The 26,991-nt window shown below is 73.9% G+C and carries 22 protein-coding genes; 14 read left to right on the top strand and 8 right to left on the bottom strand.

Annotated features, from left to right (window positions below):
- Positions 1–20 precede the first annotated feature (20 nt).
- From ACFY3I_RS33510 to ACFY3I_RS33490, 5 genes are all read left to right on the top strand, one after another.
- Positions 21–1,460, top strand: coding sequence for a PLP-dependent aminotransferase family protein (locus tag ACFY3I_RS33510; RefSeq protein WP_390864775.1), 1,440 nt, complete (start codon positions 21–23; stop codon positions 1,458–1,460).
- 107 nt (positions 1,461–1,567) lie between these two features.
- On the top strand, positions 1,568–3,148 hold the full coding sequence (locus ACFY3I_RS33505) for an alkaline phosphatase D family protein (protein WP_390864774.1): 1,581 nt from the start codon (positions 1,568–1,570) through the stop codon (positions 3,146–3,148).
- Between the two features lie 163 nt (positions 3,149–3,311).
- Complete coding sequence (locus ACFY3I_RS33500; RefSeq protein ID WP_390864773.1) at positions 3,312–4,721, top strand: SWIM zinc finger family protein; 1,410 nt, start codon at positions 3,312–3,314, stop codon at positions 4,719–4,721.
- Positions 4,718–7,384 carry a DUF6493 family protein gene (locus ACFY3I_RS33495; protein WP_390864772.1) on the top strand — a complete coding sequence of 889 codons (2,667 nt, stop codon included), beginning with the start codon at positions 4,718–4,720 and terminating at the stop codon, positions 7,382–7,384. Before ACFY3I_RS33500 ends, ACFY3I_RS33495 begins: the two co-directional genes overlap by 4 nt.
- A 132-nt stretch (positions 7,385–7,516) precedes the next feature.
- Positions 7,517–8,968 (top strand): GNAT family N-acetyltransferase, encoded by a 1,452-nt coding sequence (locus tag ACFY3I_RS33490; RefSeq protein WP_390864770.1) that lies wholly within the window; start codon positions 7,517–7,519, stop codon positions 8,966–8,968.
- Between the two features lie 54 nt (positions 8,969–9,022).
- Here ACFY3I_RS33490 and ACFY3I_RS33485 read toward each other — a convergent pair whose 3' ends face one another.
- Positions 9,023–10,234, bottom strand: a complete 1,212-nt coding sequence (locus ACFY3I_RS33485) for a trans-sulfuration enzyme family protein (protein WP_390864769.1) — start codon at positions 10,232–10,234, stop codon at positions 9,023–9,025.
- A 59-nt stretch (positions 10,235–10,293) separates the two neighbouring features.
- Between ACFY3I_RS33485 and ACFY3I_RS33480 the strand changes: the two genes are divergently transcribed.
- From ACFY3I_RS33480 to ACFY3I_RS33455, 6 genes are all read left to right on the top strand, one after another.
- Positions 10,294–10,785: an Lrp/AsnC family transcriptional regulator gene (locus tag ACFY3I_RS33480; protein ID WP_365285197.1), complete on the top strand. Its 492-nt coding sequence runs from the start codon at positions 10,294–10,296 to the stop codon at positions 10,783–10,785.
- Between the two features lie 33 nt (positions 10,786–10,818).
- Complete coding sequence (locus tag ACFY3I_RS33475) at positions 10,819–12,507, top strand: DUF885 domain-containing protein (RefSeq protein ID WP_390864768.1); 1,689 nt, start codon at positions 10,819–10,821, stop codon at positions 12,505–12,507.
- Positions 12,508–12,692: 185 nt separating this feature from the next.
- Complete coding sequence (locus ACFY3I_RS33470) at positions 12,693–13,382, top strand: hypothetical protein (protein ID WP_365285193.1); 690 nt, start codon at positions 12,693–12,695, stop codon at positions 13,380–13,382.
- A 149-nt stretch (positions 13,383–13,531) separates the two neighbouring features.
- Complete coding sequence (locus ACFY3I_RS33465) at positions 13,532–13,759, top strand: ferredoxin (RefSeq protein ID WP_365285449.1); 228 nt, start codon at positions 13,532–13,534, stop codon at positions 13,757–13,759.
- Positions 13,746–15,140, top strand: coding sequence for an FAD/NAD(P)-binding oxidoreductase (locus tag ACFY3I_RS33460; RefSeq protein WP_365285191.1), 1,395 nt, complete (start codon positions 13,746–13,748; stop codon positions 15,138–15,140). The genes ACFY3I_RS33465 and ACFY3I_RS33460 overlap by 14 nt, the downstream gene beginning before the upstream one ends.
- A 34-nt stretch (positions 15,141–15,174) precedes the next feature.
- Complete coding sequence (locus ACFY3I_RS33455; RefSeq protein WP_390864767.1) at positions 15,175–16,407, top strand: cytochrome P450; 1,233 nt, start codon at positions 15,175–15,177, stop codon at positions 16,405–16,407.
- Positions 16,408–16,459: 52 nt separating this feature from the next.
- On the opposite strand, the gene ACFY3I_RS33450 is transcribed toward ACFY3I_RS33455, so the two are convergent.
- Both ACFY3I_RS33450 and ACFY3I_RS33445 read right to left on the bottom strand, forming a co-directional pair.
- Positions 16,460–16,975 carry an immunity 21 family protein gene (locus ACFY3I_RS33450; protein ID WP_390864766.1) on the bottom strand — a complete coding sequence of 172 codons (516 nt, stop codon included), beginning with the start codon at positions 16,973–16,975 and terminating at the stop codon, positions 16,460–16,462.
- 47 nt (positions 16,976–17,022) lie between these two features.
- Positions 17,023–17,538 (bottom strand): rhodanese-like domain-containing protein, encoded by a 516-nt coding sequence (locus ACFY3I_RS33445; RefSeq protein ID WP_390864765.1) that lies wholly within the window; start codon positions 17,536–17,538, stop codon positions 17,023–17,025.
- Between the two features lie 94 nt (positions 17,539–17,632).
- On the opposite strand from ACFY3I_RS33445, the gene ACFY3I_RS33440 reads away from it, so the two are divergent.
- Entirely contained in the window at positions 17,633–18,079 is a 447-nt protein-coding gene (locus ACFY3I_RS33440) for an Lrp/AsnC family transcriptional regulator (RefSeq protein ID WP_390864764.1), read from the top strand.
- A 41-nt stretch (positions 18,080–18,120) separates the two neighbouring features.
- Here the strand turns inward: ACFY3I_RS33440 and ACFY3I_RS33435 are convergent, their stop codons facing one another.
- The 5 genes from ACFY3I_RS33435 to ACFY3I_RS33415 all read right to left on the bottom strand — a co-directional run bounded on the left by ACFY3I_RS33435 (position 18,121) and on the right by ACFY3I_RS33415 (position 24,458).
- Positions 18,121–21,111 (bottom strand): AAA family ATPase, encoded by a 2,991-nt coding sequence (locus ACFY3I_RS33435; protein ID WP_390864763.1) that lies wholly within the window; start codon positions 21,109–21,111, stop codon positions 18,121–18,123.
- Positions 21,112–21,145: 34 nt separating this feature from the next.
- A complete protein-coding gene (locus ACFY3I_RS33430; protein ID WP_390864762.1) occupies positions 21,146–22,309 on the bottom strand; it encodes an exonuclease SbcCD subunit D in 1,164 nt (387 codons plus the stop codon).
- A 182-nt stretch (positions 22,310–22,491) separates the two neighbouring features.
- The gene (locus tag ACFY3I_RS33425; protein ID WP_365285177.1) at positions 22,492–23,118 is read right to left on the bottom strand and encodes a YigZ family protein; all 627 of its coding nucleotides are present in this window, start codon (positions 23,116–23,118) and stop codon (positions 22,492–22,494) included.
- A gap of 69 nt (positions 23,119–23,187) precedes the next feature.
- A complete protein-coding gene (locus ACFY3I_RS33420) occupies positions 23,188–23,730 on the bottom strand; it encodes a SixA phosphatase family protein (RefSeq protein WP_390864761.1) in 543 nt (180 codons plus the stop codon).
- Entirely contained in the window at positions 23,727–24,458 is a 732-nt protein-coding gene (locus tag ACFY3I_RS33415) for a hypothetical protein (RefSeq protein WP_390864760.1), read from the bottom strand. Before ACFY3I_RS33415 ends, ACFY3I_RS33420 begins: the two co-directional genes overlap by 4 nt.
- A 177-nt stretch (positions 24,459–24,635) precedes the next feature.
- Between ACFY3I_RS33415 and ACFY3I_RS33410 the strand changes: the two genes are divergently transcribed.
- Both ACFY3I_RS33410 and ACFY3I_RS33405 read left to right on the top strand, forming a co-directional pair.
- Positions 24,636–25,049 carry a CoA-binding protein gene (locus tag ACFY3I_RS33410; protein WP_390864759.1) on the top strand — a complete coding sequence of 138 codons (414 nt, stop codon included), beginning with the start codon at positions 24,636–24,638 and terminating at the stop codon, positions 25,047–25,049.
- Between the two features lie 232 nt (positions 25,050–25,281).
- Complete coding sequence (locus ACFY3I_RS33405; protein WP_365285169.1) at positions 25,282–26,919, top strand: APC family permease; 1,638 nt, start codon at positions 25,282–25,284, stop codon at positions 26,917–26,919.
- The last annotated feature ends 72 nt before the right edge of the window (positions 26,920–26,991 follow it).

Genomic DNA, 26,991 nt, shown 5'->3' with positions numbered 1-26,991 from the left:
CCGGTTTAAGGTCCACTTCCATGACGTCATCGGGGACCAATCCGGGCGGCCTGCCGGGTTCCGCCGCCTGGGAGCTGCTGCTGCCGACCGCGTCGGCACCGGCACGCGCGCGTGGCCGATTCCTCCAGGGGGCGCTGCGCGAGGCGATCCGCGCGCAGCGGCTGCCGCCCGGCACCCGGCTCCCTTCGAGCCGGGAACTGGCCGAGGACCTCGGCGTGTCGCGCGGGCTGGTCACCGAGGCGTACGAACAGCTGACGGCGGAGGGCTATCTGCGCAGCGACCGGGGCGCGGGCACCTGGGTGGGCGGTGCCGTACGGGCGGCGTCGGCCCGCGCGCGTGATCTGGCGCCGCGCCCGCCGGGAGCGCGGGCCGACTTCCTGCCGGGGTCGCCGGACCTGGCGCTGTTCCCGCGTGCCGCCTGGGCCGCCGCACAGCGCGCGGTGCTCGCGGAACTCCCGCACCGCGACCTCGGCTACCCGGACCCGCGCGGGCTGCCCCGGCTGCGCTCGGCCCTCGCCGAACTGCTGGTCCGGCGCCGGGGTGTGGTCGCCGACCCGGAGCGGATCGTGGTCGTCTCCGGGGTGGCACAGGCGACGACCCTGCTCGGTTGCGTGCTGTACGCGCGCGGGGTGCGGGAGATCGGGGTGGAGGACCCCGGAAGTCCGCAGCACACGGGCCTGTACGCGGCGGCCGGGCTGCGCGCGGTGCCGCTGCCGCTGGACGCCGAGGGCCTGGCCCCCGGGCCGCTCCGCGCCTCGGGGGTACGGGCCGTGACGACGACGCCGGCCCACCAGTACCCGACCGGGATCGCCTGCTCGGCGAGGCGCCGGGCCGAGCTGCTGGACTGGGCCCGCGCGGTCGACGGCCTGCTGCTGGAGGACGACTACGACGGCGACTTCCGCTACGATCGCGCCCCGGTCGGCGCGCTCCAGGGTCTCGACCCGGAACGCGTGGCCTATCTGGGCTCGGTCAGCAAGTCCCTCGCCCCCGGGCTGCGGCTGGGCTGGCTCCTGGTGCCGGAGCGTCTGGCGCACGAGGTCGTCGAGCGCAAGCGGACCATGGACCTCGGGCATCCCTCCCTCGACCAGGCGGTGTTCGCCCGGTTCCTGGAGCGCGGGGACTACGACCGTCAGCTGCGCCGCTGCCAGCGCGCCTACCGGGAACGCCGGGACGTGCTGGTGGCCTCGCTGGCCGAACACCTTCCGCACGCGCGCGTGTCGGGAATCGCGGCGGGACTGCACGCGATCGCCGAACTGCCGCGGTCCTGCGGGCCGGAGAGCCGGTTCGTCGCACGCATGACGGCGGCCGGGGTGGCGGTGCGGCCGCTGGGCGAGTGCACGCACACGCGGTCCGACGACCCCGTCGTACGGCTGGTGCTGGGGTACGCGCATCTGCCGCCGGCCCGGATCCGGGAGGGGGTCCGGGTGATGGCACAGGCGCTCGACGAGCGGGGCGGATGACCTTACGGGGCCCGGCAGTTGTTCACTTCCGGTTTCCGCGGGCGCTGCGGCGCACCCGTAGATGTGGCTGTGAGCAACTGGCCGGACCCCCGTTCTGGAGGCGCTTCATGTCCCTTTCGCTCCCCGGCCGCCGCAGCCTGCTGCGCGGCTCCCTCGCCGCCTCGGCGGCCCTGACCCTGCCCGCGGCCCTCGGTACGGCCCCGGCGTTCGCGCTCTCCGGACGGCCCCGGGCGGACTGGGGTGTGCAGGCGGGCGACGTGAGCGCCGACTCCGGCCTGGTGTGGGTCCGTTCGGACCGTCCGGCCCGGATGATCGTGGAGACCTCGGCCACCGAGTCGTTCCGCGACCCGCGCAGGTGGCGCGGCCCGCTGCTCGGCGCGGACAGCGACTTCACCGGCACCACGCGGCTGCACGGGCTGCCGTCCGGCGAGCAGATCCACTACCGCGTGCTGCTCGCCGACCCCGACGACCCGCGCCGCACCGGCGAGCCGGTCACCGGTACCTTCCGCACCGCCTCCACCCGCCGGCGCGAGGGCGTGCGGTTCCTCTGGTCCGGCGACCTCGCCGGGCAGGGCTGGGGCATCAACGAGTCCATCGGCGGCTACCGCATCTTCGACGCGATGGCGAAGCTGGACCCAGACTTCTTCCTGTGCAGCGGTGACAACATCTACGCCGACGGCGTGATCTCCGCGACCCAGGCGCTGCCGGACGGCAGCCTGTACCGCAACGTCACCACCGAGGCGAAGTCGCACGTCGCGCTCACCCTGGACGACTTCCGCGGCAACTTCCGCTACAACCTGCTGGACGAGGCGCTGCGCCGGTTCAACGCCCAGGTGCCGAACGTCATCCAGTGGGACGACCACGAGGTCCGCAACAACTGGTACCCGGGCGAGGTCGTCGGCACGGGCACCCCCTACCCGGCGGGCACCCGCCTCGACGACCTGGCGGTGCGCTCCCGTCGGGCGTTCTCCGAGTACTTCCCGATCTCCACGATCAGCGGCCGCCCGGACGGCCGGATCTACCGCGTCCACCACCACGGTCCGCTCCTCGACGTCTTCGTGCTGGACATGCGGACCGACCGCAACGCCAACTCGGCCGACGACCAGACCGCCGACCGGCAGGGCATCCTCGGCGCGGAGCAGCTGGCGTGGCTCAAGCGCGAGCTGTCCCGGTCGCGGGCGGTGTGGAAGATCATCGCCGCGGACATGCCGCTCGGGCTGGTGGTGCCCGACCCGGTCGAGGGTCTGGCGAACTTCGAGGCCGTCGCCCAGGGCGACCCGGGCGCGCCGCTCGGCCGGGAGCTGCAGATCGCCGAACTGCTCAGGTACGTCAAGCACCGCGGGATCACCGGCACGGTGTGGCTGACCGCCGACGTCCACCACACCTCGGCCCAGCACTACGACCCCTCGCGGGCCGCGTTCAAGGACTTCGCGCCGTTCTGGGAGTTCGTCTCGGGGCCGCTCAACGCGGGGGCCTTCCCGGCCAGCGCGCTGGACGGCACGTTCGGCCCCGACCGGGTGTTCGTCAAGGCGCCGACCGCCTCGAACGTGTCACCCGCCGAGGGTTACCAGTTCTTCGGCGAGGTCGACATCGACGGCCACAGCGGTGAACTGACGGTTCGTCTGCGGGAGTACGACGGGACCGTGCTGTTCACCCAGGTGCTGCAGCCGGGCCGGGTCGGCCAGTGACTCCCGTAGGCTCCTGACGGGGCCGTGCACCGGCGTCATCCTCCGGCGCACGGCCCTGCCGCACTCGCCGGCGCGGGGTTCCCCGATACCCTCGAACTTCCCCGCCGGAGAGTGTTTTCGCAGGTCGGAGCGGGTTGTCAGTGGTCGCCTCTACGGTTTTTCCATGACGCGATCTTCACAGGCCGTGGCCTATCGCCAACCCTCCGTGCTGCGCTCCGCCGCCGACGGACGCCATCTGGGACTGGAGACCTCCCGGGGTGCGACACCCACCGGGGTCGAGGACCATCCCCGGTTCTTCGCTGGCTTCCTGACCGAGCCTCAGGTGGCCGCGGCCGGTCTGCTCGCGGTGGCGGACGTGGCGGGCGCCCGTTACTTCCAGCCGCAGCTGCGTGCTTCGCTCGACCCGGTGGTGACGGGCAACGGCGACCGGCTGCGCTTCGAGTCCTTCTCCGGCTGCGGCGGGGTGTACGCCCGGCTGGACGTGCTCGGGGCCGGACTGGACGGCGGCGAGGTGGGCCACGGTACGACCAACGTCGACGTCAACAACCCGTTGCGGGAGGCCCTTTCGCGGCTCGGCACCGACGATCCGCTGCATCTGCGCGTGGGTCCGGAGGAGCTGGCGGTGACCACGCTCGACGGTCCCGTGGTGGAGAAGAAGGTGCCGCTGCCGGACCGCTGGCTGCGCGGCTTCGCGGAGGCACAGGTCATAGCGGCCGGTTTCGACCTGCGGGCCGAGCTGCCCGCCGACGAGGCGGTCCGGTTCCTGCGCTCGCTTCCCCGCGGCCGCACGGGCCGCGGGGGCGCGGCCGGCCCCCGCTGGGTGGTGCCGGCCGGCCGCGGGCTGCGGCCGACGACCCGTCCGGTGCCGGGCGCGGTGTGCCTGCCGGGGCCGGAGCGGCTGGCCGCGCTCCAGCGGGTGCTGCGCCATGCCACGGCGCTGCGGGTCTACGGCCCGCAGGGCGCCCTCCCGGTCTCCGGTACGGCCGCGGCCTGGGAGGTGGTGCTGCCGGGCATGCGGCTGACGCTGACCCTGTCGCCGGACGCGGGCCGCGGCTTCTCCGGCGAGGGCGGTGTGCTGGAGGCGCTCGCCACCGACGCGGCCGCCGAGGACGCGGAGCTGATCGGGGTGCTGCTGGCCTGGGAACCCCGGGTCGACGTCGCCGACCTGGCCGCCTCGGCCGGGCTCACCCCGGAGCGGGTCCGCGCGGCGCTGATCCGCCTCGGCACCTCGGGGCGGGTGGGCTACGACACCGCGGAGGCCGCCTACTTCCACCGCGAGCTGCCGTACGACGCGGGCCGGGTCGAGCGGCACAACCCCCGGCTGCGTTCGGCGCGGGCGCTGGTGGCCGCGGCCGCGGTGACCGTGGACGGCGCGGTGGGCACGGTGACGGCCGACGACGGTCATGTGCACCGGGTGCGGGACGCGGCGGGGGTGCTGAGCTGCAGTTGTGTGTGGTGGGCGAAGTACCGGGGCGGGCGGGGGCCGTGCAAGCACGCGCTGGCGGTGCGGATGGTGCGGCGCGGTGGAGGCGTGCGGCAGGAGATGGCGGAGATCGACGGGGGTACGCGATGAGTGCGGTGCTGGAAGCGGTGCGGACGGGGCGGACGGGTGAGGCGGCGCTGCTGTTGAGGAGGCTGTCGGATGCCGAACGGCGGGCTCTGCTGCCGGAGTTGAGGAGGCTGCGCAAGGAGGTGCGGGAGTTGCCCTGGGATCGGCGCGACGGGCGCGAGCGCATGTACCCGCCGCTTCAGGTGGCCGGGGCGATGTGCCACTCGGGGGCCGCGGCGGCCGCGACCTGGATCGCCGGGGCGGACATGCGCTGGCGGCAGGCGCCGGTGGAGACCCTGTTGCGGGCGCTGGCCGACCGGGACGCCGGCTGGCAGGCCGACGTGGCCCGCCGTCTGGCCGCCCGGCCGGACTCCGCGGACGTGCCGTTCGCGCTGATGGCCGGGCTGGTGCGCCGCTCGGGATGCGAGGTGCCGGTGACGGACGCCTACGTGGCGGGCTGGATCCGGGACGTCTGCCGCGACTGGGCGCACATGCCGTTGGTCGAGCGGCTGCGGGCCGATCCGGATCTCGCGGTGCTGGTGAACGGCCTGTTCGAGCTCGCCGATCTGGGTGGGGTGCGCTGGCTGTTCGGTGACGGCCCCGGTTCCTGGCAGAGCGCGATCGCGGAACTGACCCGGACCGGCGAACTCGACCGGCGGGCCGTGGCCGACGCCTGTGTCGCCCGTCTGCTGCGCGGCGGCGGCCCGTCCGACCACCGGGTCTTCCTGCCGATGCTGGTCCGGCTCGCCCTCACCCGTGAGGAGGAACGCGAGCGCGTCGCGGACTGGACGGCCCTGGCCCGGGACGCCGTCTCCCCCGTCGCCGCCCATGCCCAGGCGGTCCTCTCCGCCCTGGCGCTCGACGGCGGACTCACCGCCCGGCAGCTGGCGGAGGCCTCCGAGGCGCTGCTGTTCCGCACCGAGAAGAAGCTGGTGCGCGCCCAGTTGGTGCTGCTCGGCAAGGTGCTCGCCGGCGAGCCGGCCGCTGCGGCACAGCTGCTGCCGGCCGCGGCCCAGGTGTTCGGGCACGAGGACACGCAGATGCAGGAGCGGGCGCTCAAGCTGGTGGAACGGCATGCGAAGCGGCTCGACGATCCGGCGGCCCGGTCCGGCATCGCCGACGCGGCCGAGCGGTTGAGCCCGGGACTCAGGGTCCGGGCCGCCGGTGCCCTGGGCCTCGCGCCCGCGCCGGTCGCCGAGGTGTACGAGGAGGCGCTGCCGCCCGTGCCCGAGCCGTTCCGGCTCGCTCCGGCCCCGGAGTCGGCGGTGGAACTCGCCGAGGAGATCGGGGTCCTGCTGGCGTCCGAGGGGGACGTGGCCGCGTTCGAGCGGGCGCTGGACGGCCTGGCCCGCCACGCGTACCGGGACCGGGACGCGCTGCGGGCCGCGCTGGAACCGGTGGCGGCCACCCGTTGGTGGCTGCGACCGGACGCGGACGGCGAACGGCACCTCGAGGACCGCTTCGGTCCAGGCCGGCGTGGACTCCTCGACGCCGCGGGCGGCCTGGAACTGGTCCTGGCGGCGCTGTACGGGCTGGTGAGCCCGGCCACCCTGCTCGCCGGCCTGCACAGGGGCCCGGCCGACCACGACTGCGCGCGCCACGCGTTCTCCCGGGTCCTGGACGTCCGCTTCCGTGAACTGGCCCACCGGATCCGGACGGATCCGCAGCCGCTGCTGCTGGCCACGCCGTCCTGGAACACCGGGCTCCTGGAGCCGGACGAACTCGTCGACCGGCTCGACGGCTACCGTCGCCTCGGCGCCCGGGTGGGCGAGGTCGACTTCGCGCAGGCGCTGCTGCGGGTCCGGCGTGGCGACCGGGCGGCGGCGCTGGCCGCCGCCCGGCGCGCGGCCGGACTCGGCACGCCGGAGGGCGACCGGCTGGCCCGCCTGCTGTCCGCCGGGGCGCCCGCCCTGCCCGGTGTCCACCCCCGGACCTCGGGTCCGCGCGTCCTGGTCGAGTCCGCCGAGGTCCCGGAACTCGGGACGGACCTCCCGGAGGCGTTCCGCCGGCTGGGGCGGCCGTTCACGGTGTCCGACGCCGTCCGGTACTGCTACCACTGGGTCCAGGAGAGCCACCGGCACTGGCCGGCCACACTCCCGGAGCTGCGGGAACTGGTCGCCGTACGGCTCGTGCAGGACTTCGCCGAGGCCGCCATGGACGACCTGCGGGGCGTGGCCGCGGCTCTTCCGCTGCTCGCCGAGTCCGGCGGCACCGCGGGCGAGAGCACCCACCTGTGCGTCGCCTACGGGCTGGGGGCCCGGCATGCGGAGGACCGGCTCGCCGCGGTGGACGCGCTGCTGGTGCTCGCCGCGCGTGGGCAGCTCGACGCGGAGCGGCTGGGCGCCGACCTCGGCCGGCTGGTGCGGCGCGGTGCGGTGAAGCCGCTGCGGCTGGCGGAGTCGGCGCGGACGGCGGCGGCCACCGGAGCCAACGCGACGATATGGGAGATGCTCCGGCACGCCCTTCCCGTGCTGCTCGCGGACCTCGCGACGGCGGGCGCGGCCACCCCTGGCGCGGTCCGCGGGCTCGGGGAGCTGCTCTCGGTCGCCGCGGAGTGCGCGGAGCGCTCGGGGGCGCGTGGCGCGCTGCCGCATCTGTCGCAGGCGGCGGCGCGGCGCGGCACCTCGCGCCTGGTGGTCCAGGCCCGCCGGCTGAGTGACGCGCTGGGTATGGCGGCAGCGGCTTGAGAGGGGGCCAGATCCGGTCATTTCAGAGACACCGGTAACGCAAGAACCGGCACAAAAACAACATAAGCACGCTTTACCAGTCGGTCACAGAGCGTTCGTGATCACGCAACACCGTTCCTTCACAGTGGATGCATGAATCGAGACATGTCTGACGTGAGGCGCACTCGGAACGGACGCCCCGTGCACCCCTGGCGACGGGACGTCGTCGAACTCGCCGCCCTGTTCACGGCCGTCGCGGTGGCGGACGCGGTGGCGAACCTGGTCGGGCACGGCCCCGACGGTCCGGCACTGCTGGTGATCTCGGCACTGGTGCTGGCGGCGACGGCCGGCTTCCACGTGTGGTGGGCGAGGCGCCCAGGTCACGCACCCCCGGTGACCGACAGCGATACCGGCGCCCGGCCCGCCGTCACCGAGACGCGGCAGGCCGGGCCCGGTGCGGGGGCACCGGCGGGTGGCGGCGCGGACGCCACGCTGTGGCGGCTGCGCACGACCGTGCGGGACGAGCCCGGCTCGCTGGCCGCTCTGTGCGCCGCGCTCGCCGGGCGCGCGATCGACATCCTGAACCTGCAGACGCATCCGCTGGCCGACGGCACGGTCGACGAGTTCCTGCTCCGGGCCCCGGGCCCCCTGACGGCCGGGGAGATCACCCGGGCGGTCGGTCTGGCCGGGGGCAGGGACACCTGGATCGAGCGGGCCGACGCGCACGACCTGGTGGACGCCCCGACCAGGGTGCTGGGTCTGGCGACCCGAACCGCCCTGGACGCGGCGGAACTTCCGCTGGCCCTCCGGCAGTTGTTGGGGAGGTGCACGATCCGCTCGCTCCCCGCCCATCCGGTCGGCGGGGCCCGGCGCCCCGAGACGGTTCCCGTCGAAGGGGTGCTGGAGGACACCGTGATGCGGCTGCGCGCGCCGGAGGGCGGAGTGATCACCGTGGAGCGGCCGTATCTGCCCTTCACCCCGACCGAGTTCGCGCGGGCGCGCGCACTCGTGGAGCTGGACGCCCGGCTCGGGCCGCGCGTCCCGCGCAGTCAGGACGTGCTGACCCTGCCCGAGGGCAGGGAGATCACCGTACGCCGGGCCGACACCGGTGACGTGGCGGACGCGAAGGCCATGCACGAGCGCTGCTCGGCGCGCACCCTCGGGCTGCGGTACCACGGCCCGGTCGGGGACGCCGACCGCTATCTGAACCACCTGCTCAGCCCCCGCTACGGCCGGACGCTGGCCGTGCAGACCGCCTCCGGCCGGATCGTCGGCCTCGGACACCTGCTCTGGGACGGGGACGAGACGGAGGTCGCCCTGCTGGTCGAGGACGACTGGCAGCGGCGCGGCATCGGCCGCGAACTGCTGGGCCGGCTGGTCGGCATGGCCGTCGAGGCGGGCTGCGAGAGCGTGTACGCGGTGACTCAGGCGTCCAACACGGGGATGGTGGCGGCGATGCGGGGGCTGGAGCTGCCGCTGGACTATCAGATCGAGGAGGGCACGCTGGTCATCACGGCCCGGCTGGCGGCGAAGCCCGGGAACGCGGTGACGGCCACGGGACGGCTCTCCGGAGCGGGTGAGCCCGGGCAGGGCGAAGCACCGTAGGGTTCCGGGCCGTCCCGTGACAGCGGGGGCGCGGGCGGCCGCGCCCCCGCGCCCCTATCGGGGCTCTCCCAGTGCCCGGTCGAGGTCGGACCAGAGGTCCTCGACGTCCTCCAGGCCCACCGACAGGCGCAGCAGGCTGTCGCTCACGCCGGCCCCGCGGCGGTCTCCCTCGTCGACGACGCGGTGGCTGATGGAGGCCGGGTGCTGGATGAGGGTGTCGACGCTGCCGAGGCTGACGGCCGGGGTGATCAGGCCTACCCGGGAGACGACCTCGTGCGGATCGCCGTGCACCTCGAAGGCGATCATCGCGCCGCCCAGGCGCGGGTAGTGGGTGCGGGCCACGCGCGGGTCGGCGGTGAGGCGGCGGGCGAGTTCCGCGGCGGTGGCGGAGGCGGCCCGGACCCGTACCGGCAGCGTGGACAGGCCACGCAGCAGCAGGTAGCCGGCCAGCGGATGCAGGACGCCCCCGGTAGCGAAACGTATCTTCCTGAGCTGACCTGCGAACTCCTCGTCACAGGCCACCACCCCGGCCATGACGTCGCCGTGGCCGCCGAGGTACTTGGTGGCGCTGTGCAGCACCAGCCGGGCGCCGTGCTCGGCGGGACGCTGGAGCACCGGGGTGGCGAAGGTGTTGTCGGCGAGCAGCGGGACCGTGCCGCAGGCGTGCGCGACGGCCCGCAGGTCGAGTTCGGCGAGGGTCGGGTTGGCCGGGGACTCGACCAGCACCAGTCCGGTGTCCGGGCGCAGCGCGTCGGTGATGCCGGCCGGGTCGGTCCAGGTGACCTCGGTGCCGAGCAGACCGGCGGTGAGCAGGTGGTCGCTGCACCCGTACAACGGCCGTACGGCGACGACATGGCGCAGGCCGGCCGCCGCCCGGGCGAGCAGGACGGCGCTCAGGGCGGCCATGCCGCTGGCGAACGCGACGGCGGACCCGGTGCCCTCCAGGCGCGCCAGTGCGGTCTCGAAGCGGCCCACCGTCGGGTTGCCGAGCCGCCCGTAGACCGGCGGTCCGGCCGGGTCCGCGCCGTCGCCGGCGAAGGCGTCGACGCGGGCCGCCTCGGCGCGGCTGTCGTAGGACGGATAGGTGGTGGACAGGTCGATCGGCGGGGCGTGCAGGCCCTGGCGGGCGAGGTCGTCGCGGCCGGCGTGCACGGCCTCGGTGGCCAGGGCACGCGGGGCGCCCGGCAGCGGCGCCGTGCGGGTGCGCAGGGGTTCCGAGTCGTGGTCGGCGATCGCCGATTCGTCGTAGGTGCTCGTCGCGTCCATACCCGAAGGGTGAACATCGAGCGGGGTACGGGAAGCGAACACCGTGTTACGTTCGCCGCATGGCCGAATCTGTCGTACTGGATCCGGTCGATCTGCATCTGCTTCGGCTGCTGCAGAACGACGCCCGGACCACCTACCGCGATCTCGCCGCCCAGGTGGGCGTGGCGCCGTCGACCTGTCTGGACCGGGTGACCCGGCTGCGGCGCTCCGGAGTGATCCTCGGCCACCGGCTTGAGCTGGACCCGGCCAAGCTCGGGCGCGGTCTGGAGGCGCTGCTCTCGGTGCAGGTGCGGCCGCACCGGCGGGAGTTGGTGGGGCCGTTCGTGGAGCGGATCAGGGCGCTGCCGGAGTCCCGGACGGTGTTCCACCTGACCGGGCCCGACGACTACCTCGTGCACGTGGCGGTGGCCGACATGACGGACCTGCAGCGGCTGGTCCTGGACGAGTTCACGTCCCAGCGCGAAGTGGCCCGGGTGGAGACCCGGTTGATCTTCCAGCAGTGGGAGTGCGGGCCGCTCCTGCCGCCCACGCCTTCGGCTCAAACCCCGTGACGTGCGGCGGCCCGTCGTACGAGGATGGACCGCATGTCACAGACCAAGAGCCCGCTGCCCCGTCAGGTCGCCGACGCCTTCGTCGACGAGCTCATCGCCCTCGATCCGATCACCGGTACGTTCCTCGGCGACAAGGAGAGTTCGAGCAGGCTGCCCGACACCTCACCGGCCGGCGCCGAGGCACTCGCCCGGCTCGAGCGGGACACCCTCGCCCGGCTCGACGAGGCCGAGCGGCAGCCCGGCGCGGACAGTGACATCGAGCGCCGGTGCGCCCGGCTGCTGCGCGAGCGGCTCACCGCCTCGCTCGCCGTGCACGAGGCGGACGAGGGCCTGCGTTCCGTCAGCAACCTGCACTCGGCGGCGCACTCCGTGCGCCAGGTGTTCACCGTGACGCCCACCGCCACCGAGGAGGACTGGGCGGCCGTCGCCGAGCGGCTGCGCGCCGTACCGGCCGCCCTGGAGGGCTACCGCCAGTCCCTGGAACTCGGTCTGGAGCGGAAGCTGCACGCCGGCCCGCGCGCCACCGCCACCTTCGTCGGACAGCTCGGCGAATGGACCGACACGGGCGACGGGCGGGGCTGGTTCGAGCAGTTCGCCGCGGCCGGGCCCGAGGCGCTGCGCACCGAACTGGACGAGGCGGCCCGCGCGGCCACCGCGGGCGTGGCGGCGCTGCGCGACTGGATGCGGGACGTGTACGCGCCCGCCGTCGAGGGCGCCCCGGACGTGGTGGGCCGGGAGCGGTACGCGCGCTGGGTGCGCTACTTCAACGGCACCGACCTCGACCTGGACGAGGCGTACGCGTACGGCTGGTCCGAGTACCACCGGCTGCTCGGCGAGATGCGGACCGAGGCGGAGAGGATCCTGCCCGGTGCGGAGACGCCGTGGGTGGCGCTGGCCCACCTGGACGAGCACGGCACCCACGTCGAGGGCGTCGACGAGGTGCAGCGCTGGCTGCAGGCCGTGATGGACGAGGCCATCGAGAAGCTGGACGGCACCCACTTCGACCTGGCCGAACGGGTCCGCCGCGTGGAGTCCCGGATCGCGCCGCCCGGCAGCGCGGCGGCGCCGTACTACACGCCGCCGTCGGACGACTTCTCGCGCCCGGGCTGCACCTGGCTGCCGACCATGGGCCAGACCCGGTTCCCGGTCTACGACCTGGTGTCGACCTGGTACCACGAGGGCGTGCCCGGCCACCACCTCCAGCTGGCCCAGTGGAAGCACGTCGCCGGGGACCTCTCCCGCTACCAGGCGAGTGTGGGCATGGTCAGCGCCAACGCCGAGGGGTGGGCGCTGTACGCCGAGCGGCTGATGGACGAGCTGGGCTTCCTGACCGACCCGGAGCGCCGGCTCGGTTACCTGGACGCGCAGATGATGCGCGCCGCGCGGGTCATCGTCGACATCGGCATGCACCTGGAACTGACGATCCCCGACGACTCCCCCTTCCACCCCGGGGAGCGCTGGACGCCGGACCTGGCGCAGGAGTTCTTCGGCGCGCACAGCAGCCGCCCGGCGGACTTCGTGGAGAGCGAGCTGACCCGCTACCTCTCCATGGCGGGACAGGCCATCGGCTACAAGCTGGGCGAGCGGGCCTGGCTGACGGGCCGGGAGCAGGCCCGCGAGCGGCGTGGCGACGCCTTCGACCTCAAGGCCTGGCACATGGCGGCCCTGTCCCAGGGGTCGCTGGGCCTGGACGACCTGGTGGACGAACTGTCGCGGCTCTGACGGCGGCCCGCCGCCGCCCGGCACCCGGGCGGCGGCACCGCGGGGCGTCCATCGCGCGCGGGGGCGCCCGGCGCGCCGCGCCCGGGCCGTAGCGGTCTGCCGTTCGGGGGTGTTCCGGTGGCGGCGGCGCGAGGAAGCGGGCTTGCTGGTGCCGGGGGCCACCGGACACAGGAAGCGAGCCGCGCATGCAGACCGCCACGTCCTCACGGCGGGAGCCGTTGCAGACCCCCCGCGTCTCCGGCGTCGCCGGGATCGTGTTCGCGCTGCTGCTCGCCGCCGCCATCGTGCTCATCCGGCTCGGCATCCCGCAGGGCGCCGACGCGGTCTCCTTCCAGGCGCCTGATCCCAGCCGGCGCAGTGCCGTCCACGCGGCCCTCCTGCTGGTGCCGTTCGCCGGCATCTTCTTCCTGTGGTTCGTCGGCGCCGTCCGCTCGCACGTCGGCGAGGCGGAGGACCGGTTCGTGGCCACGGTGTGCCTCGGCAGCGCCGTGGTCTTCACGGCCACCATGTTCGCCGCCGCCGCGGTGGCCTCGACCGTGGTCGCCACCTCCCATCCGGCGGGCAGCTCGCCGTCCCGGCCCACCTGGGACTTCGGCCAGCACCTCGCCTACACCCTGATGATCGAGTACGCGATGCGGATGGCGGCCGTGTTCGTCTGCTCCACGTCGGTGATCGGGCACCGGCTCGGCATCATGCCGCGCTGGCTGACGCTGCTGGGCTTCCTCTCCGCGCTGGTCCTGCTGTTCGTCTCGGCCTCCGTGCCGTGGTCGGAGCTGGTGTTCCCGGGCTGGTCCCTGCTGCTCAGTGTGTACATCGTCATGGAGAGCTTCCGCCGCTCCCGCCGCTCGGCCGCCACCGCGGACCCGGCGTCCTGAGCGCTCACCCGTTCGGCGCGCCCCGGCGCGCATCGCCGTACCCGGGCTCCCATGCTGACGTGCGGGGAGCTCTCCGCCGTCCCAGACTGAACTGAAACCACGGACCGGCGGTCCGCACGACACCCGGCCACCGGAAGGGCGGAGCCATGATGCGCCTTGTCGTCGATCTCAACAGGTGTCAGGGGTACGCGCAGTGCGCGTTCCTGGCGCCGGACGTCTTCACCATGCACGGCGAGGAGTCGCTCGTCTACAGCCCGCACGCCGACGAGGAGCAGCGCGAACGGCTGGCCCGCGCGGTCGCCGCCTGCCCCGTGCAGGCGATCACCGCCGACGGCCTGGACGGGGCCGTGGGAGGGACCTCCGATGACGTCCGGTGACTACCTCGACCGGCTGCGGCGCGAGGGCCGGATCGTGATCGTGGGCGCCTCGCTGGCCGGGCTGCGCGGTGCCGAGACGCTGCGCGCCGAGGGCTTCACCGGGGAACTCACGATGATCGGCGACGAACCCTACGAGCCGTACGACCGGCCCCCGCTGTCCAAGGCGGTGCTGCTCGGCAAGGCGTCCCCGCAACACACCGAGCTGCCCCGGCGCCGGGAGATCGACGCGAAGTGGCGGCTCGGGGTGGCCGCGACCGGTCTCGACATGGAGGCCAAGCGGGTGAAGCTGGCCGACGGCGACGAGGTCGAGTACGACCGTCTGCTGATCGCGACCGGAGTGAGCGCCCGGCCCTGGCCCAGGGAGGACGAGGCCCGGCTGGACGGCGTGTTCACCCTGCGCACCCGCAACGACGCGGCCGCGCTGCTGCGGCGCCTGAAGGCGGGCCCGCGCCGGGTGTTCGTGATCGGCGCCGGGTTCACCGGGTCGGAGATCGCCTCGGCCTGCCGGGAGCACGGCATCGACGTCACGGTGGCGGAACGCGCGGGCGCGCCGCTGGTGGGGGCGCTCGGCGGGGTGATCGGCGCGGTCGCCGCCGACATGCACCGCGAGAACGGGGTGGACCTGCGCACCGGGGTCATGGTCACCGCGCTGGAGGGCGACCCGGCCGGCCGGGTGCGCGCCGTCCATCTGTCCGACGAGAGCGTCGTCGAGGCGGACGTCGTGATCGTGTCGCTGGGCGCGACCCGCAACACCGGCTGGCTCACCGGCTCCGGTCTCGGCGCGGGTCCCCAGGGCATCGCCTGCGACGCGGGCTGCCGAGCCTTCGACTTCCGGGGCATCGTCACCGACGACGTCTTCGTGGCCGGCGACGTCGCCCGCTCCCCGCACGCGCTGTTCGGCTACCAGTTCCTCTCCCTGGAGCACTGGGGCAACGCGGTCGCGCAGGCCGAGATCGCCGCGCACAACATGATCAGCCCGAGCGCCGAGCGCAGGCCGCACCTGTGGGTGCCGGCGTTCTGGTCGTCGCAGTTCGGGGTGAACATCAAGTCGGTCGGGGTGCCGCCGATGGGCGACCAGATCATGATCACGCAAGGCTCGCTCGCCGAACGGCGGTTCGTCGGGGTGTACGGCCACAAGGGCCGGACGATCGCCGCGGTGAGCTTCGACGACACCCGGTGGCTGGAGTTCTACCAGCGGCAGATCGAGAAGGGCGCGCCGTTCCCGGTGGAGTTCCCGACGGTGGACCGCCGCCCCGAGGGCCGGGTACCGGTCGACGCCGACTTCCCGGACCCCGCGCTGCCGACGCACGGCCCGATGGTGACCCTCAGCGGCTACTCGCCGACCGACCAGCAGCTGGTCTTCCACCCCGCCCGCCACTGACCGTGCCCCGGCCCCGACGCTCCAAGGACCTGCCATGACGACGCAGACCTCGATGTTGCGCCAGATCACCGACTTCGCCAACCGCGCCAACCCGTACCCGGTGTACGAGGAACTGCGCAAGACCCCGGTGCTGCATGAGGAGGAGGACGGCCCCTACATCATCAGCTCCTACCACGACATCGAGGCCCTGCTGCACGATCCGCGGATCAGCTCCGACGAGTCGAACGTGGCCGTCGGCGAGCGCGACGACCTGTCCGGTCCGGAGGCGACGGGCCTGCCGCCGAGCTTCATCCGGCTCGACCCGCCCGAGCACGACCGGCTGCGCCGCATCGCCAACAGCTCCTTCGGGCCACCGCACCGGCCGCGCCGGATCGACAACATGCGGGGCCAGCTGGAGGAGATCATCACCGGTCTCGTCGACGGCCTCGGGGACGCCCGGGAGTTCGACCTCGTCGACCAGGTCGCCTACCCCTTCCCGGTCACCGCGATCTGCCGGGTGCTCGGGGTGCCGCGCGAGGACGAACCCCGGTTCCGGGCCTGGGTGGACCCGATCGTCGCGGGCCTCGACCCCGACAGCCGTACGGCCGCGGACTCCCAGCGCACCGCGCAGGAGGCCCGGCTGCAGCTCGGCATGTACCTGAACGGGCTGGTCGAGCAGCGCGTCAAGGATCCCCGCGACGACATGCTGTCCGACCTGGTGCACAGCAGCGGTCCGGACGGCGCCATGACGACGATGGAGGTGCTGAGCACCGCGGTGCTGCTGCTCATCGCCGGCCATGAGACGACCGTCAACCTGATCACCAACGGGATGCTCACGCTGCTGCGGCACCCGGAGATCCTGGAGCGGCTGCGCCACGACCCGGGTCTGTCGGTGCGGATCGTGGAGGAACTGCTGCGCTACGAGCCGCCGGTGCAGCTGGTGCCGCAGCGCACCTGCATCACCGACATCGAGGTGCGCGGGGTGACCATTCCGAAGGGTTCGCGGATCTGGCTGGTGCTGGCCGCCGGGAACCGGGACCCGGAGCGGTTCACGGACCCCGACCGCTTCGACCCGGACCGCCAGGACATCCAGCACCTCGGCTTCGGCAGCGGCATCCACAGCTGCTTCGGTGCCCCGCTGGCCCGCCTGGAGGCCCAGCTCGCGCTCTCCCAGCTGGCCCGGCGGCTCGACAACCCGCGGCTGGTCGAGGACCCGCCTCCCTACCGTCCGAACGCGGTGCTGCGCGGGCCGCGTCACCTCAACATCGCCGTCGACGGGCTGAGGTGACGGCTCGTCAGGCACGAGGGCGACTGCGCGCCGGCTCTGGGCCGGCGGCCGGTCAGGCCTCTATCCGGCGCAACCGCACCAGGCCCAGCCAGGTCTCCGGGCCGGGCCTGGTGTAGGCGGCGCGCACCTCGTAGGTGCCGGCCTCCAGCGGGACCCGCAGATGGTCCCCGCCCTCGGCCTCACCGCCCGGCCACGCGGAGTCGAACAGGACGACGGGGCCCGGCACGTGCCAGCGGATCCCGTTCTCCCACACGGCGGTCGCGAGCGCGGCGGGGACCTGGGCCAGGAGCTCGTCCTCGGAGTCGGCGGCGGACCAGCGGACGAACATGCCGTGGTCCGGCAGGAACGACGTCGAGGCCGGTTCGTCACCGAGGACCAGGGCCGTGCTGTCCCCGACCGGGAGCAGACCGACGTAGCCGTCCACCTCGCAGGCCCGGTCGTAGTCGGTGGCCAGATCCTCGCTGTCGGCGCCGGCCCAGAACGGCAGGACCGTCTCCGGAACCGCCACGAGCGGACCGCCGCCCGACTCCACCCACTCCACCGCGCCTGGATCCGCATAACGAGTCATGGGGTGAACCTACACGTGCCGCGACAAGCGCTGTTCGCCTCGGTTGATCAGCAACCGCACTCGCCCTCGACGGGCGCGGTCAGCGGGTCGGCGGCCCGGCGCGCGCGGCCCTGCCAGGTCTCGAACTCGAAGCCCTCACGCGCCCAGTACTCGAATCCGCCGAGCATCTCCTTCACCTGGTAGCCGAGTTCGGCCAGGGCGAGGGCGGCGCGGGTCGCGCCGTCGCAGCCGGGACCCCAGCAGTACGTCACCACGGGCACGTTCCGGTCCAGGAGCCGTTCCGCCTGCTCGGCGATCAGCGCGGTGGGCAGGTGGACGGCGCCGGGGACGTGGCCCTGGTCCCAGGACCCGGTGGATCGGGAGTCCAGGACGACGAAGCCGGGGTCGCCGTCCGCGGCCAGGGCGGCGGCCACGTCGGAGACGTCGGTGTGGAAGGCGAGGCGCGCGCGGAAGTGGGCGGCGGCCTCGGCGGGCGCGGCGGGGGCCACCCGCAGGACGGGGTTCACGGTGGTGACGGTCATCTCGGGCCTCTCGCTTGCGCCGCCGGTGCGGCGGATCTCCATGACCGGAAATCTACGGCCGGCGACCGGCCGCGCTGAAGGTACGATCCCCGGCCCTGACCTTGTCCGGCCGGGGAATCCCTGCTATCCATCGGCCATGGCCGTGTTTTCCCCGGACGCCACCGACTGGCGCATTCTCGAGGTACTCCAGCGTGAGGGCCGGGCCAGCTTCGCCGAGCTGGCCCGTGCCGTCGCGATGTCACCGAGCGCGGTGACCGAGCGGGTGCGCCGCCTGGAGGAGGCGGGTGTGATCCAGGGGTACGCGGCCGTGGTCGACCCGGAGCGGCTCGGCCTGCCGATTCTCGCCTTCGTCCGGCTGCGCTACCCGAACGGCAACTACCGCCCGTTCCACGACCTGGTCGCCGTCACCCCCGAGATCCTGGAGGCGCACCACGTCACCGGGGACGACTGTTTCGTCATCAAGGTCACCGCCGGCTCGATGCGCCACCTCGAGGAGATCACGGGCCGGATCGCCACCCTGGGCTCGGTAACGACGAGCGTCGTCTACTCCTCGCCCCTCCCCCGCCGCGCCATCGGGACCTGAGGGCTGTCCCGTGATCTCCGGCGGGCGTCACGGGACAGCCCTCAGACCCCGCGCAGGCGCAGCGCCGAGCCCGACCTGCCCTTCGTCACCTCCAGTTGGGCGTGGATGCGGCGGCGCAGGTCCGGTACGTGGCTGACGATGCCCACGCTGCGGTCGCGTTCACGCAGCGAGTCGAGGACGTCGAGGACCTCGTCCAGCGTCTGGTCGTCGAGGCTGCCGAAGCCCTCGTCCACGAAGAGGGTGTCGAGCCGGACCCCGCCGGCCTCGTCGGTGACGACGTCGGCGAGGCCGAGGGCGAGCGCGAGGGAGGCGAAGAAGGTCTCGCCGCCGGACAGGGTGGCGGTGTCCCGCTCTCGCCCGGTCCACGCGTCGACGACGTGGAGCCCGAGTCCGCTGCGGCCGCGTCCGGTGCGGTCGTCGGAGTGGACCAGGGTGTAGCGCCCGGAGGACATCCGGTGCAGGCGCACGGTGGCGGCGGCGGCCACCTGTTCCAGACGGGCCGCCAGGACGTACGACTCCAGCCGCATCCGGCGCTCGTTGTCGGCCGAGGTGCCGGCGGTGAGGGCGGCGAGCCTGGCCACCCGCTCGTACTCCTCGCGCAGCGGGCCGAGTCGGCGCACGCCCTCGGTCGCGCGGGCGGACAGCCGGTCCAGCTCGGCGCAGCAGCGGTCGGCCAGGTCCCGGGCCGAGGCGGCCTCGCGCAGCCTGCGGGCCGCGGTCGCGGCGTCGCGTTCCGCCGCGTCGACGTCGGCGGCCGGCCGGCGGGCCGCCGCGGCGGTGTCGTCCTCGGCGAGTACCGCGCGCACCGTCGCCTCCTCGGACTGCCATTCGTCCAGGCGCCGTTGCAGCTGACGGTGGGCGGTGTCGTCGAGGAGGGCGGCGGCCGCGTCCCGCGGGGTGTCGAACCCGGCCCGGAAGGCGGCGTCGCCGAGCCGGGCGTCGGCGTCCTTGAGGTGCCTGGCGGTCTGCTCGGCGGCACGGGCGGTGTCGGCGGCGGCGGTGAGCAGTGCCGCCTGCCGCTCCAGCTGTGCGGCCCGGGCGGCGACACTGGCGGCACCGCCTCTGGCCTTCGCCAGCTCCTCGTCCAGGGAGGTCCGTTCGGCGTCGAGGCTGTCCCGTCGGGTCAGCCGGGCGGCGGCCCGGATCTCCGCCTCCCGGCGGCCGGCCAGCCGGCGCTCGCGTTCCTGCTCGGCGAGCCGCAACTCCTCGTGCGCCACGTGCAGATCGGAGGCCGCCCGCCGGGCCAGCGTGTACTCCTGCTCCAACTCATCGACTTGGGTGACGAGTTGGCTGGTGGGCAGGTCGGCCGCCGCGGCGGTGGCGGCGGCCAGTGCCTCGCGGACGGTACCGAGGCGCCGCTCGTCCTCGGCGCGCTGTTCGTCCGCGCGCTGGTGGGCGGCGAGCGCCCGCTCCTCCGCCTCCCGGTCGACGTGCCCCGCGAACTTCCTTGCGGGGGCGGGGTGTTCGGTGGCCCCGCAGACCGCGCAGGGTGCGCCGTCGGCGAGGTCGGCCGCCAGCTCGGCGGCGATGCCGGTCAGCCGCTGTTCCTTGAGGTCGAGCCAGTGGGCCCGCGCGTCGACGGCCCGCCGGGCGGAGTCGAGAGCCCGGCGCTGGGCCTCGTCGGTGTCCCGGCCGAGTTCGTCCCGCAGCCGCGCCGCCTCCAACTGCCGGCGGGCGGGGTCGCGTTGGACGGCGAGCTGTTCGGCGCGGGTGGCGGCCTCCTGGGCCGAGTCGATCCGGGTCGTGAGCCCCGTGCGCACCGCGTCCCAGTCGGCGAGCCAGCCCGCCGCCTCGCGCAGGGCGTCCTCGTCGTCGCGCTCCTGGCGGTCCAGGCGGGCTCGCTCGTCCACCACCTCGGCGAGCCGGCGCTCGGCCCGGCGGGCGGACTCCAGCCCGCCCAGTTCCTCGGCGGCCCGGCGGGCCGCGGTGGCGAGCCCGGCCGCACCGGCGTCCGCGAAGGCCTCCGCCAGCGGCGCACGCGCGCGTGACTCGGCGGCGACCGCCTCCCGGTGCCCGGCCTCGGCGGCCTCCCGCAGCTCAAGCGCCGGCGCCACCGCGGCCGCCTGCCGCCCCCGTTCCATCCGGGCCCGCGCCGCACGGTGGTCACCGGCCCGCTCCTCCAGTCGCGCGGCCCGCTCCCGGGCCTGTGCGAACCGGCCCTGCAGCCGCGCCAGTTCACGGGCGTCGGCCAGGGTGCGCTCGGCGGTGGACCGGGCGGACTCGGCCGTCGCGAGGCGGCAGCGAGCGAGCGTGAGGCGCTCGCGGGCAGTGCTGCGGGCGACGGCGGCGGCGACGAGGACGGCTTCGGCGAGACCGGGTTCGCCCGGGGCCAGCCCCGGCGGCTCCATCGCGTCGCCGGCCTCCTGCTGCATGCGGTGCGCGTCGGCCAGCAGGGCCGCGTCGCCCTCCCGTACCCGGGCCTCGGCCGCCCGGCGGCGCTCGGCGAGGCGCTTCTCGACGTCGGCGAACCGCTGGGTGTCGAAGAGGCGGCCGAGCAACTGGCCGCGGGCACCGGCGTCGGCGCGCAGGAAGCGGGCGAAGTCGCCCTGGGGCAACAGGACGACCTGGCAGAACTGCTCGCGGCTCATGCCGAGCAGCCGGCTGATCTCCTCCCCGATCTCCTGGTGGGAGCGGCTGAGGTCCTTCCAGACGCCGCTCGTGGCGTCGTACTCGCGCAGCCAGGTCTGGGCCTTGTCCAGCGTGGTGCCCTCGCCGCGCTTCTTGGGGCGCTCCCAGGGCGGCTGCCGGGTGATCTCCAGCCGGCGTCCGCCGACGGTGAGTTCGAGGCGGATCCCGGTGCGGGTGGCCGGGTCGGCGTGGTCGCTGCGCAGGGAAGTGCCCTGGCCGCTCTGCCGGGCGCCCGGGACGGTGCCGTACAGCGCGTAGCAGACGGCGTCCAGGACCGAGGTCTTCCCGGCGCCGGTCGGGCCGTGCAGCAGGAAGAGCCCGGCGGCGGACAGGCTGTCGAAGTCGACGCTCTGGGCCGCGCCGAAAGGACCGAAGGCGGTGATGTCGAGCCGGTGGAGCCTCACTGGGCGGCCTCCGTGATCCGTCGTGCGTCCGTGCTCACCGCGGCACCTCCCGCACCGCGAGGTCGGCGCGCACGGCGTCGAAGGCCTCGCCCAGCACGGCCAGTTCGCGCCGGTCGGGCCCCGCGCCGCGGACATGGGCGACGAAGTCCTCGGCGATCTGGCGGTCGCTGCGGCCGGCCAGCCGGCGGGCGTACGTCACGTCGGGGTCGTCCGGGGCCCGGTCGGGGGCGAAGACCAGGCTGAGGGTGTGCGGGAAGCGGTCGGCGAGGCGGGCCATCGGGTCGGCGGGGCGGACCGGGTCGGTGAGGGTGGCCTCGACCCAGGCGGCCTCGTGCCGGGTCAGGTCCGGGTCGGCGAGCAGGTCCTCCAGCGCCCCGCGGATGCGGGCCAGCGGACGCGGGACCGGGCAGTCGAGACGCTCGGCGCTCACGGCGCCGTCGGCGGCCAGGTCGACGAGCCACATGCTCTTGCGGTGGCCGGCCTCGGAGAAGGAGTAGGCCAGCGGTGACCCGGAGTAGCGGACGCGCTCGGTGAGGGTCTGGCAGCCGTGCAGGTGACCGAGGGCGACGTAGTCGACACCGTCGAAGACTCCGGCCGGGACGGCCGCGACCCCGCCGACGGTGACGTCCCGTTCGCTGTCGCTGGCCTCGCCGCCGGCGACGAAGGCGTGGGCGAGGACCACGGAGCGGGTGCCTGGCGCACGGGCGGCGAGGTCGGCCCGGACCCGGTCCATGGCGGCGGCCAGTACCGGTTCGTGTCCGGCCTTCTCCACGGCGAACTCGTCCTTGACCAGGGCCGGTTCGAGGTACGGCAGGCCGTAGAAGGCGACGTCGCCGAAGGCGTCGGTCAGCACGACGGGTGTGCCGCAGGCCGACGGTTCGGTGCGCAGGTGGATGCCCGCGCGGTCGATAAGGCCGGCGCCGACGCCCAGCCGCCGGGCCGAGTCGTGGTTCCCGGAGATCATCACCGTGGGCACGCCCAGGTCGGCGAGGCGGTGCAGCGCGTCGTCGAACAGCTCGACCGCGGCCAGCGGCGGGACCGCGCGGTCGTACACGTCTCCCGACACGACCACGGCGTCGACGGCGCGCTCGCGCGCCGTCGCCACCAGGTGGCCGATGAACTCGGCCTGGTGGCCGAGCATGTTCACCCGGTGGAACGCCCTGCCGAGATGCCAGTCGGACGTGTGCAGAATTCTCAAGACGCCGCTCCGACCCGCATGTCTTCCCCCACTACCCCTCCGGACCTGGCGCCCGACCAGCACGGTCCTCTCTTTCAGCACCCACCACGCTAACGCCTGCCGGCCCCTGATCCATCACGGACCCCGATCCGCACCACCCGCCCGAGACGTGTTCGAGCCCGCCGGTGGCCGGCCGCTCGCGCTCACCCGTCCCCGTAGGCCTCCCCGCCCAGTTCCAGGGCGGCCGTGCCCGCGGTCGCGTCGGCGAGCCAGGCGCGGAACGCGTCCACGTCGGCGTCCGGCAGCCCGATCTCGATGGTGACCGCTTCGCCGTAGTGGACGTCACGGACCTCGCGGCCGGTGGCCCGCAGGTCGTTCTGGACCTTGCCGGCCCGCTGGTGGTCGACGGTCACGGTGGCCAGCCGGAAGCGGCGGCGGGTGATCGCGCCGAGGCTGTCGAGCGCTTCGCCGACCGCGCCGCCGTACGCGCGGATGAGTCCGCCGGCGCCGAGCTTGACCCCGCCGTAGTAGCGGGTGACGACCGCGACGACGTACCGCATGTCGCGGCGCAGCAGCATCTGGAGCATGGGGACGCCGGCGGTGCCGCCCGGTTCGCCGTCGTCACTGGCCTTCTGGACGGCGGCGTCGGCGCCTACGACGTAGGCCCAGCAGTTGTGGCTGGCGTCCGCGTGCTCCCTGCGGACACGGGCGACGAAGTCCTGGGCCTCCTGCTCGGTGGCCGCCGGGGCGAGGGCGCACAGGAAGCGGGAGCGGTTGACCTCGGTCTCGTGGGTGCCCGCGCGGGCGACTGTGCGGTACTCGTCCTGCATCCGCCCAGCCTATGCGGACGCGCGGACCGGTCCGACCCGAGGTGGCGAGCCCCCGCCCGGACGCGTGGCTCACCCCGGCGCGCCGCGCGGCACCGTCATCGCCGTCAGCAGTGCCGTCCCCGGGGCCAGCGCCGTCCACGCCGTCCCGTGCCAGGCCAGGACCGCGATCGCCGACGTCGGGAACTTCGTCCGGACCCGGTCGAGGGTGTCGTCCAGGCCGTCCCCGGCCAGCTCCAGGACCAGTTCCCCGAGTGCCGGGTTGTGCCCGACCAGCAGCAGCGTCTCGACCTCGGGCGGGGCCTCGCGCACCACCTCCAGGAGGTCGGACGCGCCGGCCGCGTACACCCGGCGGTCGTGGCGCACCGGCGGTGGTGTGCCCCACTGGCCGGAGGCCAGCTCCCAGGTCTGCCGGGCGCGTACCGCGGTGGAGCAGACCGCGAGGTCCGGCAGCCAGTCGCACTCGGCGAGGGCGCGTCCGGCGGCGGGGGCGTCCCGGCGGCCGCGGGCCGCGAGCGGGCGCAGCTGGTCGGGGACTCCCTCGGGCCAGGCCGACTTGGCGTGCCGCAGGACGACCAGGCGGCGCAGCGGTCCGGAGCCGGCCCGGGCGGTCACACCGCGCTCCCGAGGTCACGGGTGAGGTCGAGGGCGAGCAGCCGGTCCGCGTAGGCGCAGGTCTCGAAACGGGCGCCGTCGAGGATCTCGGGCTGGTCCTCCATCCAGCGCAGGACGCCGAGCACCCCGGGTACGTCCAGGTCGTTCTCCCAGGCGTCGCGCAGCCGTTCCCGCACTTTCCCGGGAACCGGCCGGGAGGGGCTGCGGGCCCACCGGGCCACGGCCTGCCGCAGTCGTCCGAGCCTGCGGCCGGCCGCGTCGAGGGCGCCGGCGCCGAGGTGGACGGCCGTGCCACGCGGGGCGTCGAGCAGGGCGAGCCGGAGTGCGGCGGGGTCGGCGAGTCCGTCGAGGACGCCTGCGCCGGGGCCGCCCGCGGGGGCGACGGCGACCGTCACCCCGGGGCCGGACACGGTCACGCCCTCCGCCGCCACGTGGACGACCTGGGCCTCGCCCAGTCCCGACGCGAGGTCCCGGCCGTCCTCGAAGGGGCGGATGCCGAGGGTGGTGGCGGCGGCGTGCAGCTCGGCCTGGTGGTGGGCGGCGGTGAGCAACGGGAGTACGGGGGTGCCACCGATCTCCAGTGCGCGCAGGAGCAGGTCGGTGGTGAGCAGCACCCGCAGCGCCGTCAGGTCGTACCCGGAGGCATGGACCTCGACCCGGGTCAGGGCGCGGCGGGCGGGGGCGGCGGGAACGGTCTCACCGGTCTTGGCGTCGAGGATGCGGAGCACGGGCTGAGCGTAGGCGGGCGGCAGCCCCCGCGCAGGCACCTTGCGCCGATTCCGGTCACCGTGGCGGGACATGCGGGACATGGGACACCTTCTGCCACCGCTGCCGGCGGAATCTCCGCGGTCCACCCGCTGTTGCCCCCGTCGACACTCTTCGTCTCGACACCAAGGGGCCCGAGCATGTACGGCGACGACGACACGGTCCGCAGGATCCTCACCGAACTCGGCGACACCTGGGCGGTGGTCGGCCTCTCCACGAACCGGGATCGCCCGGCGTACGGAGTGGCCGCGACGCTCCAGCGCTTCGGCAAGCGGGTCGTGCCCGTCCACCCGAAGGCGGAGACGGTGCACGGGGAGCAGGGCTACGCCTCGCTCGCGGACATCCCCTTCGAGGTCGACGTGGTGGACGTCTTCGTCAACAGCGAGCTGGCCGGCGCGGTCGCGGACGAGGCGGTGGCGAAGGGCGCGAAGGCGGTCTGGTTCCAGCTCGGCGTGATCGACGAAGCCGCGTACGCACGCACCCGCGATGCCGGACTCGACATGGTCATGGACCACTGCCCGGCCATTGAAATTCCGCGTCTCGGACTGGCCTGAGAACTCTGATTTGAGGAAGATCTGAGACTTCCTGTCTTACCTTCTTCTCACTTATCACAGCTGAATACGGACATTCCATGACCCTCGCTGACCTGTGTAAAAGCTTCGGCCAAGACAGGAAGGATCGAGGGTCAAATCTTGGGCAACACTCTTCAGCCAGTGCGGTGTGCGCCCGTAGCTTGTGGCCTCTTGCTGGTTAAGACTGCGTTCGGAAAATGAGAGGCCACTTGACATGGTGAGTGTCGAGAAATCCGCCACGGAGGACATCACGCCTCCGGGTGGTCTGAGGCGGGACGTCGGGCTGATCGGTCTGATGTGGGCCTCCGTGGGGTCGATCATCGGCTCCGGCTGGCTGTACGGCGCCCAGAAGGCCGTCGTGCAGGCCGGTCCCGCGGCGACCATCTCGTGGGTGGTCGGCGCGATAGCGATCGTGCTGCTGGCACTGGTCCACGCCGAACTGGGCGGCATGTTCCCGGTGGCCGGCGGAACGGCCCGGTACCCGCACTACGCCTTCGGCGGACTGGCCGGCATGTCCTTCGGCTGGTTCTCCTGGCTCCAGGCCGCGACCGTGGCACCCATCGAGGTCGAGGCCATGATCGGGTACGCCGGTCACTGGAAGTGGGCCCAGCACCTCCAGCACGCCGACGGCACCCTGACCGTGAGCGGCCTGCTGGTGGCCGTGATCCTGATGGCCCTGTTCGTCGGGGTCAACTTCTTCGGCGTCCGGGTGCTCGCGCACACCAACAGCGCCGCGACCTGGTGGAAGATCGCCGTACCGCTGGCCGCGATCTTCATCATCGCCGTCGGCAACTTCCACCCGGCCAACTTCCACTCCGAGGGCTTCGCCCCCATGGGTGCCAAGGGCGTGCTGGCCGCGATCAGCACCAGCGGCATCATCTTCGCGCTGCTCGGCTTCGAACAGGCCATCCAGCTGGCCGGCGAGAGCCGCAACCCGAAGCGGGACCTGCCGCGCGCCACGCTCGGCTCGGTCGCCATCGGCGCCGTCATCTACGTGCTGCTGCAGGTCGTCTTCATCGCCGCGCTGCCGCACAGCACCTTCGCGCACGGCTGGGCGCACCTCCACTACGCGGGCGACAGCGGTCCGTGGGCCGGTCTCGCGACGCTGGTCGGCCTCGGCTGGCTGGCGTGGGTGCTCTACCTGGACGCGATCATCTCCCCCGGCGGCACCGGTCTGATCTACACGACGGCCACCTCCCGGGTCTCCTTCGGCCTGGCGAAGAACGGCTACGCGCCGAAGATCTTCAGCCGGACCGACGCCCGCGGCGTGCCGTGGTTCGGCCTGCTCATGTCCTTCGTGACCGGCGTGATCTGCTTCCTGCCGTTCCCGAGCTGGCAGGAGCTGGTCAGCTTCATCACCTCGGCGAGCGTGCTGATGTACGCCGGTGCCCCGCTGGCGTACGGCGTCTTCGCCGACCGGCTGCCGCACCACGAACGGCCGTACCGGCTGCCCTTCGGCAAGCTGGTCTCCCCGCTGTCCTTCGTCGTCGCCAACCTGATCATCTACTGGTCGGGCTGGGGCACCCTGTGGCGGCTCGGCATCGCGATCGTGCTCGGCTACGTGCTGCTCGGCGGGTACGGCGTCTACGCCCACCGCAAGGGCCTGCCCGACGCGCCGCGGCTGGACTTCAAGGCCGCCCAGTGGCTGCCCGTCTACCTGGTCGGCATGGGCCTGATCTCCTGGCAGGGCGGTTTCGGCGGCCAGGGCCACATCGCCCTGTGGTGGGACATCCTGGTGATCGCCGTGTTCTCGGTCGTCATCTACTACTGGGCCAAGGCGACCGCCTCTTCGGCCCAGGACATTGAGCGCAGCATCGACGAGGTCGTGGTCACCGACGCCCCGGCGCACTGACCCGCCCCGACACGCGTGTCCCGTCAGACGTGGCCTGCCCGGCCGCGTCTGACGGGACACCGTCATAATGCG

Source organism: Streptomyces sp. NPDC001068 (assembly GCF_042897315.1).
Taxonomy (GTDB): Bacteria; Actinomycetota; Actinomycetes; order Streptomycetales; family Streptomycetaceae; genus Streptomyces.
Note: the sequence above shows the minus strand (reverse complement) of the source record. Positions and strands in the feature narration are given on the sequence as shown.

Excerpts from the sequence above, each read along its gene's own strand:
- ACFY3I_RS33450 (WP_390864766.1), bottom strand. The coding sequence starts at position 16,975 with ATGACTCGTTATGCGGATCCAGGCGCGGTGGAGTGGGTGGAGTCGGGC.
- ACFY3I_RS33510 (WP_390864775.1), top strand. The coding sequence starts at position 21 with ATGACGTCATCGGGGACCAATCCGGGCGGCCTGCCGGGTTCCGCCGCC.
- ACFY3I_RS33500 (WP_390864773.1), top strand. The coding sequence starts at position 3,312 with ATGACGCGATCTTCACAGGCCGTGGCCTATCGCCAACCCTCCGTGCTG.
- ACFY3I_RS33485 (WP_390864769.1), bottom strand. The coding sequence starts at position 10,234 with ATGGACGCGACGAGCACCTACGACGAATCGGCGATCGCCGACCACGAC.
- ACFY3I_RS33440 (WP_390864764.1), top strand. The coding sequence starts at position 17,633 with ATGGCCGTGTTTTCCCCGGACGCCACCGACTGGCGCATTCTCGAGGTA.
- ACFY3I_RS33445 (WP_390864765.1), bottom strand. The coding sequence starts at position 17,538 with ATGGAGATCCGCCGCACCGGCGGCGCAAGCGAGAGGCCCGAGATGACC.
- ACFY3I_RS33480 (WP_365285197.1), top strand. The coding sequence starts at position 10,294 with ATGGCCGAATCTGTCGTACTGGATCCGGTCGATCTGCATCTGCTTCGG.
- ACFY3I_RS33465 (WP_365285449.1), top strand. The coding sequence starts at position 13,532 with ATGCGCCTTGTCGTCGATCTCAACAGGTGTCAGGGGTACGCGCAGTGC.
- ACFY3I_RS33490 (WP_390864770.1), top strand. The coding sequence starts at position 7,517 with ATGAATCGAGACATGTCTGACGTGAGGCGCACTCGGAACGGACGCCCC.
- ACFY3I_RS33425 (WP_365285177.1), bottom strand. The coding sequence starts at position 23,118 with ATGCAGGACGAGTACCGCACAGTCGCCCGCGCGGGCACCCACGAGACC.
- ACFY3I_RS33475 (WP_390864768.1), top strand. The coding sequence starts at position 10,819 with ATGTCACAGACCAAGAGCCCGCTGCCCCGTCAGGTCGCCGACGCCTTC.
- ACFY3I_RS33505 (WP_390864774.1), top strand. The coding sequence starts at position 1,568 with ATGTCCCTTTCGCTCCCCGGCCGCCGCAGCCTGCTGCGCGGCTCCCTC.
- ACFY3I_RS33410 (WP_390864759.1), top strand. The coding sequence starts at position 24,636 with ATGTACGGCGACGACGACACGGTCCGCAGGATCCTCACCGAACTCGGC.
- ACFY3I_RS33405 (WP_365285169.1), top strand. The coding sequence starts at position 25,282 with ATGGTGAGTGTCGAGAAATCCGCCACGGAGGACATCACGCCTCCGGGT.
- ACFY3I_RS33470 (WP_365285193.1), top strand. The coding sequence starts at position 12,693 with ATGCAGACCGCCACGTCCTCACGGCGGGAGCCGTTGCAGACCCCCCGC.
- ACFY3I_RS33495 (WP_390864772.1), top strand. The coding sequence starts at position 4,718 with ATGAGTGCGGTGCTGGAAGCGGTGCGGACGGGGCGGACGGGTGAGGCG.
- ACFY3I_RS33455 (WP_390864767.1), top strand. The coding sequence starts at position 15,175 with ATGACGACGCAGACCTCGATGTTGCGCCAGATCACCGACTTCGCCAAC.
- ACFY3I_RS33460 (WP_365285191.1), top strand. The coding sequence starts at position 13,746 with ATGACGTCCGGTGACTACCTCGACCGGCTGCGGCGCGAGGGCCGGATC.